At 72.7% G+C, this 16,081-nt stretch carries 17 protein-coding genes and 1 pseudogene; 12 read left to right on the top strand and 6 right to left on the bottom strand.

Annotation, left to right across the window (positions count from 1 at the left end):
• Window positions 1–114 precede the first annotated feature (114 nt).
• The 4 genes from WAB15_RS32770 to WAB15_RS32755 are packed head-to-tail and all read right to left on the bottom strand — an operon-like array spanning window position 115 to window position 1,956.
• The gene (locus WAB15_RS32770) at window positions 115–258 is read right to left on the bottom strand and encodes a hypothetical protein (protein ID WP_399148891.1); all 144 of its coding nucleotides are present in this window, start codon (window positions 256–258) and stop codon (window positions 115–117) included.
• Window positions 255–995 carry a 3-oxoacyl-[acyl-carrier-protein] reductase gene (gene fabG / locus WAB15_RS32765; protein WP_399148890.1) on the bottom strand — a complete coding sequence of 247 codons (741 nt, stop codon included), beginning with the start codon at window positions 993–995 and terminating at the stop codon, window positions 255–257. The genes WAB15_RS32770 and fabG overlap by 4 nt, the downstream gene beginning before the upstream one ends.
• A gap of 47 nt (window positions 996–1,042) precedes the next feature.
• The gene (locus WAB15_RS32760; protein WP_407288458.1) at window positions 1,043–1,522 is read right to left on the bottom strand and encodes a hypothetical protein; all 480 of its coding nucleotides are present in this window, start codon (window positions 1,520–1,522) and stop codon (window positions 1,043–1,045) included.
• A complete protein-coding gene (locus WAB15_RS32755) occupies window positions 1,519–1,956 on the bottom strand; it encodes a nuclear transport factor 2 family protein (RefSeq protein WP_407288457.1) in 438 nt (145 codons plus the stop codon). The genes WAB15_RS32760 and WAB15_RS32755 overlap by 4 nt, the downstream gene beginning before the upstream one ends.
• 272 nt (window positions 1,957–2,228) lie before the next feature.
• Here WAB15_RS32755 and WAB15_RS32750 point away from each other — a divergent pair, with 272 nt between their 5' ends.
• From WAB15_RS32750 to WAB15_RS32695, 12 genes are read left to right on the top strand one after another with little or no spacing between them, the layout of a single operon-like run.
• Window positions 2,229–3,296, top strand: coding sequence for a ketoacyl-ACP synthase III family protein (locus tag WAB15_RS32750; RefSeq protein WP_407288456.1), 1,068 nt, complete (start codon window positions 2,229–2,231; stop codon window positions 3,294–3,296).
• Window positions 3,290–4,180: a holo-ACP synthase gene (locus WAB15_RS32745; RefSeq protein ID WP_407288455.1), complete on the top strand. Its 891-nt coding sequence runs from the start codon at window positions 3,290–3,292 to the stop codon at window positions 4,178–4,180. Before WAB15_RS32750 ends, WAB15_RS32745 begins: the two co-directional genes overlap by 7 nt.
• Window positions 4,177–5,673 carry a class I adenylate-forming enzyme family protein gene (locus WAB15_RS32740; RefSeq protein ID WP_407288454.1) on the top strand — a complete coding sequence of 499 codons (1,497 nt, stop codon included), beginning with the start codon at window positions 4,177–4,179 and terminating at the stop codon, window positions 5,671–5,673. Before WAB15_RS32745 ends, WAB15_RS32740 begins: the two co-directional genes overlap by 4 nt.
• Window positions 5,674–5,679: 6 nt before the next feature.
• Window positions 5,680–6,309, top strand: coding sequence for a hypothetical protein (locus WAB15_RS32735; protein WP_399148884.1), 630 nt, complete (start codon window positions 5,680–5,682; stop codon window positions 6,307–6,309).
• Window positions 6,306–8,006 carry a GH3 auxin-responsive promoter family protein gene (locus tag WAB15_RS32730; protein WP_407288453.1) on the top strand — a complete coding sequence of 567 codons (1,701 nt, stop codon included), beginning with the start codon at window positions 6,306–6,308 and terminating at the stop codon, window positions 8,004–8,006. The genes WAB15_RS32735 and WAB15_RS32730 overlap by 4 nt, the downstream gene beginning before the upstream one ends.
• Window positions 7,999–8,856 (top strand): SAM-dependent methyltransferase, encoded by an 858-nt coding sequence (locus tag WAB15_RS32725; RefSeq protein WP_399148882.1) that lies wholly within the window; start codon window positions 7,999–8,001, stop codon window positions 8,854–8,856. The genes WAB15_RS32730 and WAB15_RS32725 overlap by 8 nt, the downstream gene beginning before the upstream one ends.
• Window positions 8,853–10,310 (top strand): FAD-dependent oxidoreductase, encoded by a 1,458-nt coding sequence (locus WAB15_RS32720; RefSeq protein WP_407288452.1) that lies wholly within the window; start codon window positions 8,853–8,855, stop codon window positions 10,308–10,310. Before WAB15_RS32725 ends, WAB15_RS32720 begins: the two co-directional genes overlap by 4 nt.
• Window positions 10,307–11,434: a hypothetical protein gene (locus WAB15_RS32715; protein WP_407288451.1), complete on the top strand. Its 1,128-nt coding sequence runs from the start codon at window positions 10,307–10,309 to the stop codon at window positions 11,432–11,434. The genes WAB15_RS32720 and WAB15_RS32715 overlap by 4 nt, the downstream gene beginning before the upstream one ends.
• A complete protein-coding gene (locus WAB15_RS32710) occupies window positions 11,431–12,189 on the top strand; it encodes a DUF6182 family protein (RefSeq protein WP_407288450.1) in 759 nt (252 codons plus the stop codon). The genes WAB15_RS32715 and WAB15_RS32710 overlap by 4 nt, the downstream gene beginning before the upstream one ends.
• Window positions 12,173–12,829, top strand: a complete 657-nt coding sequence (locus WAB15_RS32705; RefSeq protein WP_407288449.1) for a LysR substrate-binding domain-containing protein — start codon at window positions 12,173–12,175, stop codon at window positions 12,827–12,829. The genes WAB15_RS32710 and WAB15_RS32705 overlap by 17 nt, the downstream gene beginning before the upstream one ends.
• On the top strand, window positions 12,826–13,617 hold the full coding sequence (locus tag WAB15_RS32700; protein ID WP_407288448.1) for an alpha/beta fold hydrolase: 792 nt from the start codon (window positions 12,826–12,828) through the stop codon (window positions 13,615–13,617). The genes WAB15_RS32705 and WAB15_RS32700 overlap by 4 nt, the downstream gene beginning before the upstream one ends.
• Entirely contained in the window at window positions 13,611–14,474 is an 864-nt protein-coding gene (locus WAB15_RS32695) for a class I SAM-dependent methyltransferase (RefSeq protein ID WP_407288447.1), read from the top strand. The genes WAB15_RS32700 and WAB15_RS32695 overlap by 7 nt, the downstream gene beginning before the upstream one ends.
• Window positions 14,475–14,707: 233 nt before the next feature.
• Here the strand turns inward: WAB15_RS32695 and WAB15_RS32690 are convergent, their stop codons facing one another.
• Both WAB15_RS32690 and WAB15_RS32685 read right to left on the bottom strand, forming a co-directional pair.
• A complete protein-coding gene (locus tag WAB15_RS32690; protein ID WP_407288446.1) occupies window positions 14,708–15,709 on the bottom strand; it encodes a TIGR03842 family LLM class F420-dependent oxidoreductase in 1,002 nt (333 codons plus the stop codon).
• A gap of 11 nt (window positions 15,710–15,720) precedes the next feature.
• Window positions 15,721–15,941, bottom strand: a pseudogene (locus WAB15_RS32685) (dihydropyrimidinase); the annotation flags it as partial.
• Window positions 15,942–16,081 lie beyond the last annotated feature (140 nt).

The following is a 16,081-nucleotide window of genomic DNA, read 5'->3' as shown; positions in this document are numbered from 1 at the left end:
TACCGGGCCGCGCCTTCGGCCACCCACCGCCGTGTGCGGGAGTGGCCGAAGGCGCGGCCCGCTCTCGTGGTGCGGGGCGGCGGGCGGAGGTGCCGAGCGGGGGCCGGGCGCCGGCTACCGGCCGGATATCGGCCAGTTCGCGACGCACTCGACCAGGTACTCCGGCACCTCGTCCGCCGGCTCGCACGCTTCGTCGGGGCATCCGTAGGCGTCCGCGTCATCGGACTTCTCCGGCGTGCCGGGATCCGGTGCCCTCACAAACTTATGCCGCCGTCAATCTGCAGGACCTGCCCCGTGATGTAGGCGGCCCGGTCCGACACCAGGAACGCGGTCAGGTCGGCGACCTCCTCGGTCGTTCCGAATCGCGCCATCGGAATGCCGGCCAGCGCGCGTTCCTTCGCCTGCTCGGTGAGTTCGTCGGTCATATCGCTCTCGATGAATCCGGGCGCCACGGCATTGACCCGTACGCCGTACCGGGCCAACTCCTTGGCGAGCGAACGGCTGAGGGCGTTGACGCCGCCTTTCGACGCCGCGTAATTGGCCTGTCCGGCGTGGCCGTGCACTCCGGACACCGACGACATATTGACGATCGCCCCCGTGCGGCGGCGCACCATCTGGAATCCCACCGCCCGGCAGAAATGGAAAGTGCCGGTCAGGTTCGTGTCGATGACGTCGGTCCAGTCCTCGAACGGCATCATGACCAGGTTCCGGTCCCGGACGACGCCGGCCGAGTTCACCAGCACGTCGATCGGGCCCAGTTCCCGCGCGACCCGCTTCACGAAGCGCCCGACCTCGTCGCCGTCCGCCACGTCGCAGGCCTGGTAGAAGTGCGCGGCACCGTGTTCGGTGAGCAACTCCGCGGTCCTGCCGGCGGATTCGCCGCGCCCGCAGTAGGCGATGTCGTATCCGTCCGCGGCGAGCCGGCGGGCGACCGCCCGGCCGATGCCGCGCGTACCACCGGTGACCAGGGCGACGGGGCGCCGGTTGTCCGGCATGGTTCCCTCCTCAGCGCATGTGCGGTTGTCCTTCGCGGCCGGTGCCCTCACTCGGCCGGCGCCGTCCGGTGCGTCGGCAGCGGTGCCCCGAGCCGCACATAGACGTCCAGCAGATCGTCGGAGAGCCAGTACTCGGCGATACGTCCCGCCGCGTCGAGGCGCAGGATGTCGACCCCCTGCTGCTCCACGGTGGTGCCGGGCGCGGCCGTCGCGCCCTCGGGACGTCCCGATCGCCAGTCGCCGGTGAACCGCCAGCGGCCGATGAGGTGGCCGTCGTCGGCGAACGGCCCCAGCACGGTGCGGAACCGGGCCCGGTCGTACGAGGACCGGAAGGCGTCGATCCAGGCGACGAGCCGCTCCCGGTCCGGGATGCCGGCGGGGTCCGGCATCCCGTAGCGCGGCAGGTGCAGGGTCACCTCGTCGGCGACGATGCGCGCGGCGTTGTCGTAGTGGCCGTTCCAGATGCCCAGCCACTGCTCCCAGAGGTCGGCGGCCGCCGCCGGGCGTGCGGTATCGCGTGCGTTCACCGCTGCTCCCGGTGCGCAGAGGTGCCGGGCACCTCGTCGGTCTCCACGCCCTGTGTCCACGCCTCGGTGACCTGACCGTCGACGATCCGCAGGATGTCCACCCCGGACCAGTGGATGGTCCCGCCGGGCACGTCGGAGGGCCAGCCCGTGCGGCCGACGCACTCCGCGGTCCCGTACCAGCGCCAGACGGCCAGTTCGCCGTCCTGTATGGGACCGAAGTCCGTCTCGTAGCGCAGGCTCGCGAACTTGGACCGGAATCCGGCCACCCATTCGGCCAGCGCCACTCCGTCACGAATACCGGAGGTGTCGAAGACCGCCGCTTTGGAGGGCAGATGGACGCGGAAGTCGTCGCCCACAATCTTGAGTGCGGCCCTTGGGTCCTCGTTCCACATTTCCAACCAGATCTTCCACACTTCGGCAGCAGTGCGCGCCATTCGATGGTCCTTTCCCGTGATTGCGGCGGGCCGAAAGGGCCCGGCGAGCGGCTTTCCTCTGACACAGAGCCGCCGGGCGGTCACCCGGATACATCCGGAAACCGCCGCGGGAGAAACGGCAGACCGCGGGCCCGAAGTCACCGCGCACCGGAACGTGCGGCCGGGGGTGTATCCACCGATGGGCCTGCCGGGTCTGTAGTGACGTAAGTGACGCAGCGAATCCCCGAATGGCGAAACCCTCCGCGGAACGACCGGAGCACAGGAGCCCACTCATGCGGTTCGGCGAGAACGTGACGATCGATGCGGCCGTCTGCTGGCTGCCCACCACCCGGCAGTCCGCCGCGGCCCAGGTGTCCGACGGCGTGCTGACTCCGGCGGAGTCGGCGCAGTCCGGTGTGGTGGAGGTGCCGGTCGCCGTCGAGCACGCGGCACCCGAGATGGCCGTACTGGCCGGACGGCGCGCCCTGCGGCAGGCCGGGGTGGCACCCGCGGACGTCGATGTGCTGTTCCACAGCTGGACCTACCACCAGGGGCACGACTTCTGGTCACCGGCCCACTACGTGGCCGACGGGGTGGGCGCGGTCAACGCGGTACCGGTCGGCATCGCGCAGATGTGCCACGGCGGCGCCATGGCCCTGCACGAGGCCGCCCTGCATCTGTGCGCCGACCCGTCGGCCAGGGCCGCGCTGGTGACCACCGGCGACCGCTTCCAACGGCCCGGCTTCGACCGCTGGACCAGCGACTCGCACGTCGCCTACGGGGACGGCGCCACGGCCGCCGTGCTCTCCCGCTCCGGCCGCGGCCTGCGACTGCTGGCCCAGACCGTCCGCGCCGCCCCCGACATGGAGGGCATGTACCGCGGGGACGACCCGTTCAGCCCGGCGCCTTTGGAGCACAGCCGCCCGGTCGACGTCCGGCGGACGAAGAAGGCGTTCGCCGCGGCGGGCGGTATGGCCCGGTTCGCCGAACTGGCGCCGGGCGCCATCGGCGGCCTGATCACCTCCGCCCTCGCACAGGCGGGCCTGGCGCCGGACGACCGCCGGGTGCGGCATGTGCTGCTCCCCCGGCTCGGCCCGGCGACCCTGGAACGCACCTATCTGCCGGTCCTGGAGCGGCGGTTGCCGCACGCCACCGTGCACCGGCCGGGCGCCCACACCGGCCACCTCGGCAGCGGCGACCTCCTCGCCAACCTCGCGGTGGTGCAGCGCGAAGCGCTCATCGCCGCCGGGGAGGTGGCGCTGCTCCTCACCGGCGGGGGCGGATTCACCTGGTCGTGCACCGTGCTGGGCCGCGGCACCGGACCGGACGGCCCCGCCGGGGACGGTGCGGCACCGTGCTGACCGGCGTCGACGTACTGCGGATCGGGGAACTCGACCGGCTGCTGCGACGCCCCTGGTTCCGGGCCTACGCCTTCGCCGCGGAGGAGCTCGACCATGCGGCGCTCTGCGGCCCCTCCCGGGCCCGGGAGTTCCTCGCCGGCCGGTTCGCGGCCAAGGAAGCGGTGGTGAAGGCGCTGGGCGTCGGCTTCGGATCCGGAGTACGCCCCCACCACGTCACCGTACGGCGCTCCGCGGACGGGGCGCCCTCGGCCCACCTGTCCGGTGCGGCCGCGCGGGTCGCCACCCGGCTCCGCCTCCAGGAAATGAGGGTCTCCATCGCCCACAAGGACGAACTCGTCGTGGCCACCGCCGTGGCGACGCAGCATCCGCCTCCCCCACCCCCCGCGACCCACCGGGCCGTCCCCCACCCGCCAAAGGAAGAGGGCATGTCACCGCAGTCCACGACACCCGAGGTCCCCCCGGCCGGGACGTCCGCCGAAGAAGCCCCCGTCACCGCGTTCCTCCGGGTGCGCATGGCCCAGCACGACGCCCACTACGGGGGCGGCCTGATCGACGGCGCCCGGATCATGCAGCTGTTCGGTGATCTGCTCACCGAGATCACCGTGCGGACGGACGGCGACGAGGGGCTGCTGTCGGAGTACTCCGACGTCCGCTTCACCGCCCCCGTCCACCCGGGCGACTACCTGGAGGCGAGCGCGCGCCTGGTCCGGCGGACCCGACTGCGCCGCGTCGTCGCCCTGGAGGCGCACCGGGTGATAGCCGCCGGCGGAGCCGACCGGCCCAGCGCCGCCCAGGTGCTCGCGGCGCCCCAACTCGTCTGCCGGGCCACCGCCACCACCGTCGTGCCGATGGGTGCGGCGTCGTCCCGGAAGGAGCAGCGATGACACCGGCACCGACCCCCGCACCGGTCCACCTCCACGACATCCTCGACGCCGCCGCCCGAAGCCACCCCGACGCACCCGCCGTCGTCTGGCAGGAGACCACCCTCACCTACCGGGAACTCGCCGCGGCCAGCGCCTCGGCCGCGAGCGTCCTGCGCGCCCACGGCGTGCGGCGGGGCTCTCGGGTCCTGGTCTCCGCCGCGGACGGCCATGCGGTGGCCGCCGCGGTGTACGCCGCCTCCCGCCTGGGCGCGGTCTTCAGCGTGCTCCACGAGGACGTACGCGGCGCGCCGCTGATCCACGTCCTCGACGACGCCGAGGCCGCGCTTCTGGTCACCGACGACGAGGCGGCGGAGCAAACGGCTTACGAGCGGGGGGTGTTGTGCCTGCGCGCGGCGGAGCTGCGGTCCGCAGACACCCCCGACGGCATACCGGACCCGGGCACCCTCACCACCGACCCGGCCTGCCTGATCTACACCTCCGGTACCACCTCGCTGCCGAAGGCCGTGGTGAGCACGCACCAGCAGATGCTGTTCGCGATGCGGGCCATCCAGGCCGAACTGCAGCTGCGCTCCGACGACATCGTCTACTGCCCGCTGCCGCTGTCCTTCGACTACGGGCTCTACCAGCTCTTCCTGGCCACCCTCAGCGGCGCGGCGCTGCGGTTGGCGACCACCGCCGAGGCCGGCCCGCCGCTGCTGCGCGGCCTCCAGCGCAGCGGCGCCACGGTGCTGGCGGGCGTCCCCTCCGTCTCCGGCACCCTCGCGTGGCTGGCCAAACGGGCCCCGGGTACACCACTGCCCAGGCTGCGGCTGCTGACGAACACCGGCGCGGACCTGCCCGCCCGCACCATGGCCGATCTGCGCGAGCACCTGCCCGCGCTGCGTATCCAGGTCATGTACGGGCTGACCGAGTGCAAACGCGCGGCGATCATGGAGCCGGACGGCGATCTGAAACGGCCCGGCTCCTGCGGCCGGGCGCTGCGCGGCACGGAGATCGTCATCCTCGACGACCAGGGCGCCGAACTCCCGCCGGGCGACATCGGGCAGATCGCCGTCCGCGGCCCGCACGTCATGGCCGGCTACTGGCGCCGCCCGGAACTGACCGCCGAGCGCTTCTGGCGGCGCGAGGGGCTCTTCCCCGAACTGCGTACCGGCGACTACGGGCACCTCGACGCGGACGGCTACCTCTACTTCTCCGGCCGCCGCGACGACCTGTACAAGGAGCGGGGGTTCCGGGTCAGCTGCACCGAGGTGGAGGCCGCCGCCCTGCGCATCCCGGAGGTCACCGCCGCCGCCGTGGTGCCACCGGAGGACGGCCATCCCTCAGTGCTCGCCGCCGTCACCGATCTGACCAAGGAGGAGGTGCTGGAGCGGATGCGGGAGCAGATCGAGCCGTTCAAGGTCCCGCGCCGCTGCGTGCTGCTGCCGAGACTGCCGCTCAACGGCAACGGCAAGGTCGACCGTGCCCGCCTCAAGGCCCTGGCGGAGAGGTAGGCCGTCATGACGGATCGCCAGTTCTTCGTTCTGCTGGGGCCGGACGGTGCCGGGAAGTCGTCGGTCCTGGCGGAGGTCGCGAAGCGGCAGCCGGCGTGGCGGACCCTGTCCACGGACAAGGAACTCACCGCCGAAAGGTACGCGCTGATCACCCAGTTGCGCCGCAATGTGGTCGAGGACGTGCTGCCCGAACTGGGCGGAGCGTACTCGGCGGACTTCCTGGCAAGTCTGATGCAGACCGCCGTGGTGCATCTCAGGGACCAGATGGCGGCCCAGGACCCCGGCACCCCGCTCCTGATGGACTCCTACTACTACAAGATCCTGGCGAAGTGCCGGCTGGCCGGCGTGCGGGCCGGTCCGCTGTTCTCATGGTGGCGGTCCTTCCCGCAGCCGCGCGGAGTCCTCTATCTGGATGTCGCGCCGGAGTCCGCGTGGCGGCGCAGCGCGAACGGGGCGCGGCTCAACCCCCTGGAGTACTTCGGAAAGCGCCCCGAGTGGGGCGGCTTCGAGAGCTACCAGAAGCAGCTTCGGAAACTGATGCTGGAAGAGGTGCGGCAGTTGCCGGTGGAGATGCTCGACGAGCAGGACAGCGTGGCGGGGACCGCGCAGCAGGTGCTGGAGGTGCTGTCCCGGTGAACACGGCTGGATCATGGGACACCCCGGGCCACACCGAACGGTACCGGGCGCGGGTGTTCCAGGAGCGTGACCGCCTGACGGCGTCGCTCGCCGATATGCGACAGGAGCAACAGCGGGTCCTTGCGGACCTGTTGGACTTCAACGCCGACACGGAGTTCGGGAAGCACCACGGGTTCGCCGGCATACGGACGATCGACGAGTTCCGCAGGGCCGTTCCCCTCCAGGACTACTCCGCGCACGCGCCCTACATCGACCGCATGGCGGCGGGCGAGGCCAATGTACTGTCGGCGGACCCGGCCGTCGTGTACTTCACCAGCAGCGGCAGCACCGGAGCGCACAAGAAGATCCCGGTCACCCGGCGCTTCATGCGCACGACCTTCTTCCCGTTCTACTACGCGGCCTGGGCACCGCTGCTGGAGCACTTCCCGGAGGTGCTGAGCCGGCCGGACGCCGTGCTCAACCTCAAGCACGACCCGCTGTCGGCCCCGCCCACCACGGCGGACGGGCGGCCGCATGTGGGCGCCAGCCAGGTGGACTTCGGCGAGATGTTCGGCGAACCGCTCTCGGCCGAACCCGGCACCGGGGCGCCCTGGGCGACCCTGCCGGTGGACGTCGCTCCCGACGACCACCTCCAGAAGACGTATCTGCGGCTCCGGCTCGCGGTGCAGAGCGATCTGCGCTGCCTGATCGGCATCAACCCGGCGATGATCGCCGCCGTCCCGTACCAGCTGAACCTGTGGTGGCCCCGGATCGTGCGGGAGGTGCGCGACGGCACCCTGGGCGGCGTGCCGCACCGGGCTCCCGACCCGGAGCGCGCCCGCGAACTGGAGCGGCTGGCGGACTACTTCGGCGTGGTGCGTCCGGCCCAGGTGTGGCCGCGGCTGCGCGCGCTGTTCTGCTGGACGACCGGTGTGGCGTCGCTCTACATGCCCGCGCTGCGGGAGGAGTTCGGGGCCGGCGTCACCGCACTGCCGGCGCCGGTGGCCGCGTCGGAGGGGCCCTCGGGCGTCGCGCTGGACCGGCACGGCTCGGCGGGGAGCCTGGTGGTGTCCGCGTCGGTCTACGAGTTCGTGCCCGCCGACGACGACCTGCTGCCCGGCACCGAGACCCTGCTGCCGCACGAACTCGAAGCGGGCCGCGACTACCACGTGGTCTTCAGTCACGTCGGCGGTCTGTACCGCTACGCGGGCGGTGACGTGGTGCGCGTCGTCGACCGGGTGGGCGGTGTGCCGCGTCTGGAGTACGCCGGCCGCAACACCCGCTCCGACGCGGCCGGGGAGCGGCTGCGCGACGCCCAGGTCGTCCGTGCGCTGCACCGCGCGCTGAGGGCCACCGGCCTGCGACTGCGCAATGTCGCCTGCCGGGTGGAGCCGTCGGCCGGCGCGGCGGTGCGCTACACCTTCGCACTGGCCGCCACCACGCCCTGGAGCGCGGCGGAGGACGGGCGCTTCGCCGCCCTGCTCGACCAGGGCCTCACGGCGGAGTCCGCGGACTACGGGCGGGCGCGGGCCGACGGCCGGCTCGACGCCCCCGTGCTGCGCCACCTCGACCGCGACGCCTTCCACCGCGACTGGCACACGGCCGTCGCCGGCGGCATCCGCCCGACCCAGGTCAAGGACCGGATGTTCCGGCAGGACGACGCCCTCTGGCAGCGACTGACCCACACCACGACGGACGGGGAGAACCGGCATGAGTGACCTGCTGAACGCCGTCGAGCGCACCGCTCTGCTCACCGCGGCCCTGCGCGCCGCGGAGACTCGCCGCGCGGACCGGCTGTATGAGGACCCCTACGCCGCCCGGCTCGTGGGCGAGGCGGGCGAAGGACTGCTCGCCGAGGTCCGGGCCGCGACCTTTCCGCCCGACCGGCCGCGCACCCTTCCCAGCACCCCCGACTACAACGCGATCCGCACCCGGTTCTTCGACGACTTCCTCCAAAGGGCCGCGCGGGAACCGGAGATGACCCAGATCGTGCTGGCCCCGGCCGGTATGGACTCCCGGGCCTACCGGCTGCCGTGGCCCGACCACCTCCGCTACTTCGAGGTCGACCGGCCGGCCGTGCTGGCGTTCAAGGAGGAACGGCTCCGGGGCGTCGCGCCACGGGTCGACCACCGTACCGTCGCCGTCGACCTCACCGCCGAGGACTGGGAGAGCCGCCTTGTCGCGGCCGGCTACGACCCGGCCCTGCCGTCCACCTGGCTGCTGGAGGGGCTGCTCTACTACATTCCCGAGCCGGACACGCACCGCATGCTGAAGCGGGTCGCCGCCGTCACCGCTCCCGGCAGCCGTATCGCCGCCGACATCGTCAACGAGGCGGCCCTCACCCTGCCCCATATGCAGGGGCTGCTGAACGTCTTCGCGGGGTGGGGCTGCCCCTGGCTCTTCGGCAGCGACGAGCCCGAGGCGCTCTTCGACCGCTACGGGTACGAGGTCCGCGCGGTACAACCGGGAGAGCCCGAGGCGGACTTCGGCCGATGGCCGGACCCGGTGCCCGAACGGGACGTCAAGGACGTCCGCCGGGTGTTCTTCGTCCACGGGCGGCGGCGTTGACCACGTCCGCCGTGCTCATAGCGGGGGCCGGTATCGCCGGCCTCGCCACGGCACTGGCACTGCGCGAGCGCGGCTACCGCGTACGGCTCCTGGAGCGGTCCGGCCCGCCGCCGGAAGGACCGGCCGCCAAGGCCGCCGAGGCCTGGCAGCGGCCCACCGTGCCGCAGAGCGCCCACTCCCAGGTCCTGACCTCCCTCGGCATGCGGGTGCTGGCCGAGCGCCTGCCGGGCCTGCTCGACGCCTTACGGGAGGAGGGCGGCCATACGCTCGATCTCACGGCCGCCGCGCCCCGCACGGCACCGGGTCGCGTCCGGGAGCCGGCCGACGATCAGCTGGTCGCGCTCGCCATGCGTCGCCCCGTACTGGAGCTGGTGCTGCACCGCGCGGTGCGCGACACCCCCGGCATCGAGATCGTCTACGGAACCGCGGTGCGCGCTCTCCTCCTGGCTCCCTCCGGGCGCGCGGTCGCCGGTGTGGTCACCGACCGGGGCGCGCACATCCCCGCCCGGGTGGTCGTCGACGCCTCCGGTCGCAAGGCCGCGTCCCGGTCCTGGCTCGACGCGGCCGGCGTCCCCCTGGCCGAGGACCTCACCAGCCCGACGGCGGTACGCGCCGTCACCCGCTTCTACCGGCTGACCGGCTCCGGACGGCCCGGACCGCTGAACCGGGGCAACGCGGCCGGCGGTATCCACGGCCACTACGCCGCCGTGCTGCACCCCGCCGACGGCGAGGTGTTCGCCATCTCGCTGGGACTGCTCACCGGCGATCCGGCGACGCGGGGGCTCCCCTCACCCGAGGCCTTCACCGCCGCTGCCCGGCTGTCCCCGTACCTGGGGCCCTGGTTGGCCGACGGCGTCGCCGTACCGCTCACGCCCGTGCGCGCCATCACCTTCGCACCGAACATCCTGCGCGGCACCGCAACCGCCCGGCAGCGGCCGGTGGCCGGGCTGTTCCCGGTCGCGGACGCCGCCTGTGTCACCGACCCGCTCTACGGACGCGGCGTCTCCCTCGCCTTCGCCCACGCCTTCGCGCTGGCGGACCTGCTGGACTCCCGGCCGGCCGTCGGCGCGGCACAGAGCGAGCGGGCCGCGCACCTCGCCGAGGAGCTGTTCGGCCCCTGGTACGCACAGGCGGCCCGGGACGGCCTGGCACGTATCGGGCTGTGGCGGGCGGCGGCCGACGGGACGCCACCGCCTCCGCAGGGCACCGCCGACACCACCGCCCGGCCGTCCATGGCGACGATCGCGACCGCGGCCGCCTCGGACCTCACCGTGTGGCGCGGTCTCACCCGCATGCTGATGACCCTCGCCACCCCCGCCGAGGTCTTCGACGACCCCGACTTCCGGGCACGGGTGCGCCGGGCCCGCCCCCTCGACGGACGGACCGGACCGCTGCCGCCGACCCGGGAGGAACTGCTGGACGCCATGGCCACCGGCCGAGGAGCACAGCGGTGACCCGCCGTCCGACCGTGCTCCTGGCGCCGATCACCGTCACCCCCGCCAAGCCGCTCACCCCCAGCCACCTCAAGGGGCTGCTGTGGACCGATGTGATGTTCCGGGCCACCGCGCAGCTGGCCGACGTGACCTACCGCTACAGCCACACCACCTACCACCCCACCGAACAGACCCTGGGCTTCTGGGAGTTCCTGGACCGCACGGGCGGCGACACCGACTACACGGCGCTCACCGAGGAGGAGATCGGGGAGCTCTACGTCCGCTACCGGGTGGAGGCCCGCCGTCCCCCCGCCGAGGACCTGCGCCCCTACGAGGAGGCCGTCGAGAGCGGCGGCTGGGTGCACCCCGCCAGTGCGCGCATCCTGCGCCTGTGGGCCGGCCACTACGCCCGGCTCGGGCTGCACGACCCGGGGCTGGAGCGACACCAGCCGCCCGGCCTCGGGCTCGACGAGATGATCGGCCGGCTGGTCTCGGCGGGCACCGGGCTGGACCAGCGGGACTGCGGCGGCCCCGTCTACCTCGACGCGACCCGGTTCGGCCTGCCGCTGCGCCAGATCGTCTCCCCCGACGGACGCCCCAACTACCTGGCCTGCGCACTGCGCGAACTGCTTCCGCTGGTCCCCCGGTACGACGAGGTCGTCCTGCTCTACGACCGCGAACTCGACCCCGACTACCAGTTGTTGCAGCGGGTGCTCGCCGGGCCGGGCCGGACCGTCCACCGGGTGCCGGTCGGCCGGGTCCCCCTCGACGGGAAGATCGCCTCGGCCCGGCACGGCGGCTGGCACGCCTACACGGTGCAGGCGCTGCTGCGCGCCATGGGCGACGACCACGAGCCCGCGGTACGCCGCCTGGGCCTGCGGCTGTACTTCATCGCGACCCTGGGGCCGGGGCAGGCGCAGTCGTTCCGGCACGACCTCCTGCGGCAGTGCCTGCTGCGTGCCGAGCGGCTGCTCGACCGGTCGGCGGCGGGCGAGCGGAGCGACGGCCCACCCGACGTGCCGGCCGCCCTAGCCCGCCACCGCCGCGACCACACCTATGTCGACCCCTACCGGCTGACCTCGTCCCTGCTCGGCAAGAAGCGCCCCGCCCCCGACCGCGCACTCCTCTCCACGGTGTTCCTGTGACCCTCTCCCCCGAACTCCTGCTCGACATGGCCGCGCAGCGCCTGCGCACGGCCCGGCCCGAGCTCTCCGGGCGCCTGGACCTGTCCAGCCCGCGGGCCCTGCGCGCGGCGAAGGGCCGGATCGCCGCTCTGGACGGGCCGGACGGTACCGACGGGGCCCTGGTCGTCTGCGTCGTCAGCCGCTTCGACCTGCACAACTGGGTGCGGGAGACCTGCCGCTTCGCGCTCGGCCTGCCGGCGGACGAGATCGCCGCCTGGCGGCGCTCGTTCACCCGCACCGTCTACCTGTCCGGCCGCCCGGACAACCTCCGACAACGCTTCGCCTTCGGCCACATCGGCGACGACGGTGCGGTCGCCTGGACCCGTCCCGCCCCGGACGCGGCAACGGCCACACTCCGCCGGCTGCTCAAGACGTTCAACGGCCCCCAGCCGCTGACCTCCTGGCAGCCGACGACCGTCGAAATCCCCGCCATCGCCCCGGCCGGCCGGGCGCCGATCCACCGCGCCGCGTACGTCGCCACCGCCAAGGCCACCGTCGCCACGGTGCTCGTCCAGCTCAACCATCTGCTCGCCGAGGCGGTCATGGACGGTCTGATCGCCGGCGGGGACCGGCTGACCGTACGGGCGGTCCCGCGGCTGACCGGCGTGGGCGAGCCGTTCGCGGCCCTGCGGATCGACACCGACACCCACCGTCCGGACGAGCTCCAGGCCTACGCCGGCCTGACCGAGGAGACCCACCTTGCCCCCGCCCACTGACCCCACCACCGGCGGTGCCGCGAAGCACCCCGTCCGCCCCGTCCGCCTCGGCGTGCACGGCTCACCGCGGCTGGCCGCCGAACTGGTCGCCGCCGCGGGCCACGACCGGCGGCACGTGGAGTTCGTCCCCTACGACGTGGCCGACCCGTTCGGCCCCCTGCGCGCCGACGAGATGGACGTCCTGATCGTCAAATACCCGCTGCACGAACCAGACCTCGCCTTCAGCGAGCCCGTGCTCTTCGACGACCGGGCCCTGATCCTCGGCGCCCACCACCCCCTGGCGACCCGCGCGACCGTTTCGGTCGAGGAGGCCGCCGACTACGACACCTTCAGCTGCCCGGGTGACTTCCCCCCGTACGTCTGGGACCAGGTCGTACCGCCCCGCACCCCCGGCGGCCGCCCGGTCCACCGAGTCCACCCCATGACCACCGTTGCGGAGATGGTGGACCTCCTCGCCCGCTCGACCACCGTGCACCTGTCGTTCCACTCGCTCAAGGACATCCTCCCCCCGCACATCCGCGCCGTCCCGCTCCACGACCTGCCCCCGGCCCCCGTGTCCCTGGCCTGGCGCCGCAACACCCAACTGCCTCTCCTTGTAAGGCAATTCGTCACCGATGCCGAACGGAGCACCCGACCATGACCCCTACGAACCGGCCCCCCGTCGTCCTCCTGCACGCCCTCCCCCTCGACTCCTCGATGTGGGACACCCAGGCGCGCCGGCTCCGCGCACGCGGGCACCCCGTGCTCACCTACGACCAGCGCGGCTTCGGCGGCACCCCCCTGGGCACGGACCCGCCCTCGCTCGACCTGGTGGCCGACGACCTCGCCCGCCGGATGGACCGGCGGGGAATGACCCGCGCCGTCGTGGTCGGCGCCTCCATGGGCGGCTATGTGGCGATGGCCTTCCTGCGCCGCCACCGCGCCCGCGTCCTCGGCCTGGGCCTGCTGTCCACCAGGGGCACCGCGGACACCGCGAAGGCCGCCGCCGAGCGGAGGGGATTCGCCGAGCGGATCCTCGACGACTCCCTGCGCGATCAACTCGTCGCCCGCACCACGCCGATGCTGCTCGGGGCCACCACCCGCGCCGAAGCGCCGGACACGGTCGCACGGGTGGTGTCCCTGGCCGCGGCCGCGGCCCCGGAAGCCGTCGCCTGGGCGCAGCGCGCCATCGCGGCCCGCCCGGGCGCCATGGACGACCTGCGGACGACCGACGTACCCGCCCTGGTCGTCGCCGGCGAGGAGGACGAGCTCGTCTCCCTCCACGAGGCACGGCACCTGACCTCGACGCTGCCCCAGGGACGACTCGTCACCGTCCCCCGAGCCGGCCACCTGCCGCCGGTGGAGGCACCGCAGCGCACCACGGACGCCCTCGTGGAGCTGCTCGACACCGTCGGTGCGGCGGAGCGGAACGGAGCGGACGCATGCTGAGCGACGACCACGAGTCCTGGGGCTACGCCTCCTCCACCGGCCTGGGCTTCACCCGCAACGACATCGTCGAGGCACACTTCGCGGCCTGCGCTCCGTACTACCGCCAGGCCCTGGACGAGGCGCGCATCGAAGCGGGCTGGCACGTACTGGACGCGGGCTGCGGCAGCGGTTCCTTCCTCCCTCTGCTGGCCGACCGCGTCGGACCCACCGGCCGGCTGTCGGCCATCGACCTGGCCGAGGAGAACGCCTCCCGGGCCGCGGACCGGATGCGCGACCGCCCCTCCACCCCACCCACCGCTGTCCAACAGGGCGACATCCTCGACCTCCCCTACGAGGACGGGACGTTCGACGCCGTCTGGTGCGCGAACACCACCCAGTACCTGAACGACGGCGAACTGCTCCGCGCGCTACGGGAGTTCCGCCGAGTCGTCCGCCCGGGCGGGGTCGTCGCCGTCAAGGACCTCGACGCGAGCCTGATCACGGCACGCCCCGGCGCCGACCCCTTCCTCTTCGCCGACTTCTTCCGCGCGGCCGGACGAACCCCCGGATACGCCCGCCAACTCCTCCGGGCGCGCGACCTCTACCGATGGCTGACCGAGGCGGGACTCCAAGGGGTTCGGCAGCGCACCCTCGTGATGGAGCACTACGCCCCAATGGACCCGGCCGTCCGCCGCTTCTACGGCCTCGCCTGCGCCCGCATAGCCCAACAGGCCACCGACGCCGCCCTCGACGGCGACTGGCAGGCCTTCCTGGACCCCGACGACGCGACCAACCCACTCAACGACCCGCTCGGCTACATCAGCGAGGGAAACGTCATCACCGTCGGCACCACACCGATGGCCACCGGCAACCCCTGACCGTCCCCGGAGGCAAGGAGTTCAGACCGTCGGCGGCAAGGGATCAGAACAACGACGACATACGGCATGTCGCCGGCGCGACGACCCACAGGGGACCGCTTGTCTGGGTCACTACCAGGACGGGCTGGTCGGGCAGCTCGTCGGCGGCGGCGCGCAGCGCGGCCGTGGCGGCCGATGCGCGCCGAAATCAGTAGGCAGGAGGCGGCTCCGACTCGCCCCGCATCACCACCCGGTCAATCGGCAAACGCCGGAATGATCTCTGCCCCATAGGCGTCGATGGTGGATTCTCTGGCGTCGTGCATGGCGTAGACCGCGAACTGGTCGACGCCGAGGTCGCGGAGGGTGCGTAGTTTGTCGATGTGGGCGGTGGTGGGGCCCAGCAGGCAGAAGCGGTCGACGACGGCGTCCGGGACGAAGGCGGTGTCGGGGTTGTCCGCGCGGCCGTGGTGGGAGTAGTCGTAGCCCTTGCGGGCCCTGATGTAGTCGGTCAGCTCGTCGGGGACCAGGCCGGAGTGCTCGCCGTAGCGGGCGACGAGGTCGGCGACGTGGTTGCCGACCATCCCGCCGAACCAGCGGCACTGCTCCCGGGCGTGGACGAGGTCGTCGCCCACGTAGGCGGGGGCGGCGACGCAGATCGTGATGGCGTCCGGGTCCCGTCCGGCGTCCACCGCGGCCTGCCGTACCGCTTTGATCATCCACTCGGTGAGGAAGGGGTCGGCGAGCTGGAGGATGAAGCCATCGGCCAGCCGGCCCGCCATGGCGAGCGCCTTGGGGCCGTAGGCGGCCATCCAGACCGGGAGCCGGCCGTCCCTGATCCAGGGGATCTTGATGCGGTGGCCGCCGACCTCCGCCTCCCGGCCCTCGGCCAGATCGCGGATGACGCCGATCGCCTCGCCCACCCGGGCAAGGGTGTTGGGCGGCCGGCCGGCCACCCGCATCGCGGAGTCACCGCGGCCGATCCCGCAGACCGTGCGGTTGCCGTACATCTCGTTGAGGGTGGCGAAGGTGGAGGCGGTGACTTCAAGGGTGCGGGTGAAGGGGTTGGTGACCATCGGGCCGACGATCAGGCGCTCGGTGTGCTCCAGCACCCGGCTGTAGAGGACGAACGGTTCCTGCCACAGCACGGCCGAGTCGAAGGTCCAGCCGTAGCGGAAACCGTTGCGCTCGGCGCGGCGCATCAGGGCCACGACGGCTGAGCCGGGCGGGTCGGCCTGCAGGACAACTCCGAAGTCCACGGCCACGCTCCTTAGATGAGGTACTGGCAGGTGCCACGAGGGATGTACTGGCCGTGTCCGGCACGTCCGGTCCGGTGAACTCCCGCTGATCGATGACGAGTTCGTCCCGCGAGAGCACCGTCTCGACCTGTCCGGTGAGCCGTTTGCCCTCGTACGCCGAGTAGTCGACGTTCATGTGGTGGGTCTCGGCGGAGACGGTCTGAGGTGCGACCACTGCTGCGGTGTCGGCGCCTTCATCGGCGGCCACCACCGCTGTGAGTGCGACGAGTTTCATCTTGCGCATGCGACGGGTCTCTTCGATCTGGGCATCCACATCAGCGATGCGCTCACGGTACGCCTCCACCGTGTTCGGGACGTCGCCCAGCCACTCTT

The organism is Streptomyces sirii (genome assembly GCF_045690365.1).
Lineage (GTDB): Bacteria > Actinomycetota > Actinomycetes > Streptomycetales > Streptomycetaceae > Streptomyces > Streptomyces sirii.
This window is presented reverse-complemented; position numbering and strand designations above follow the sequence as displayed.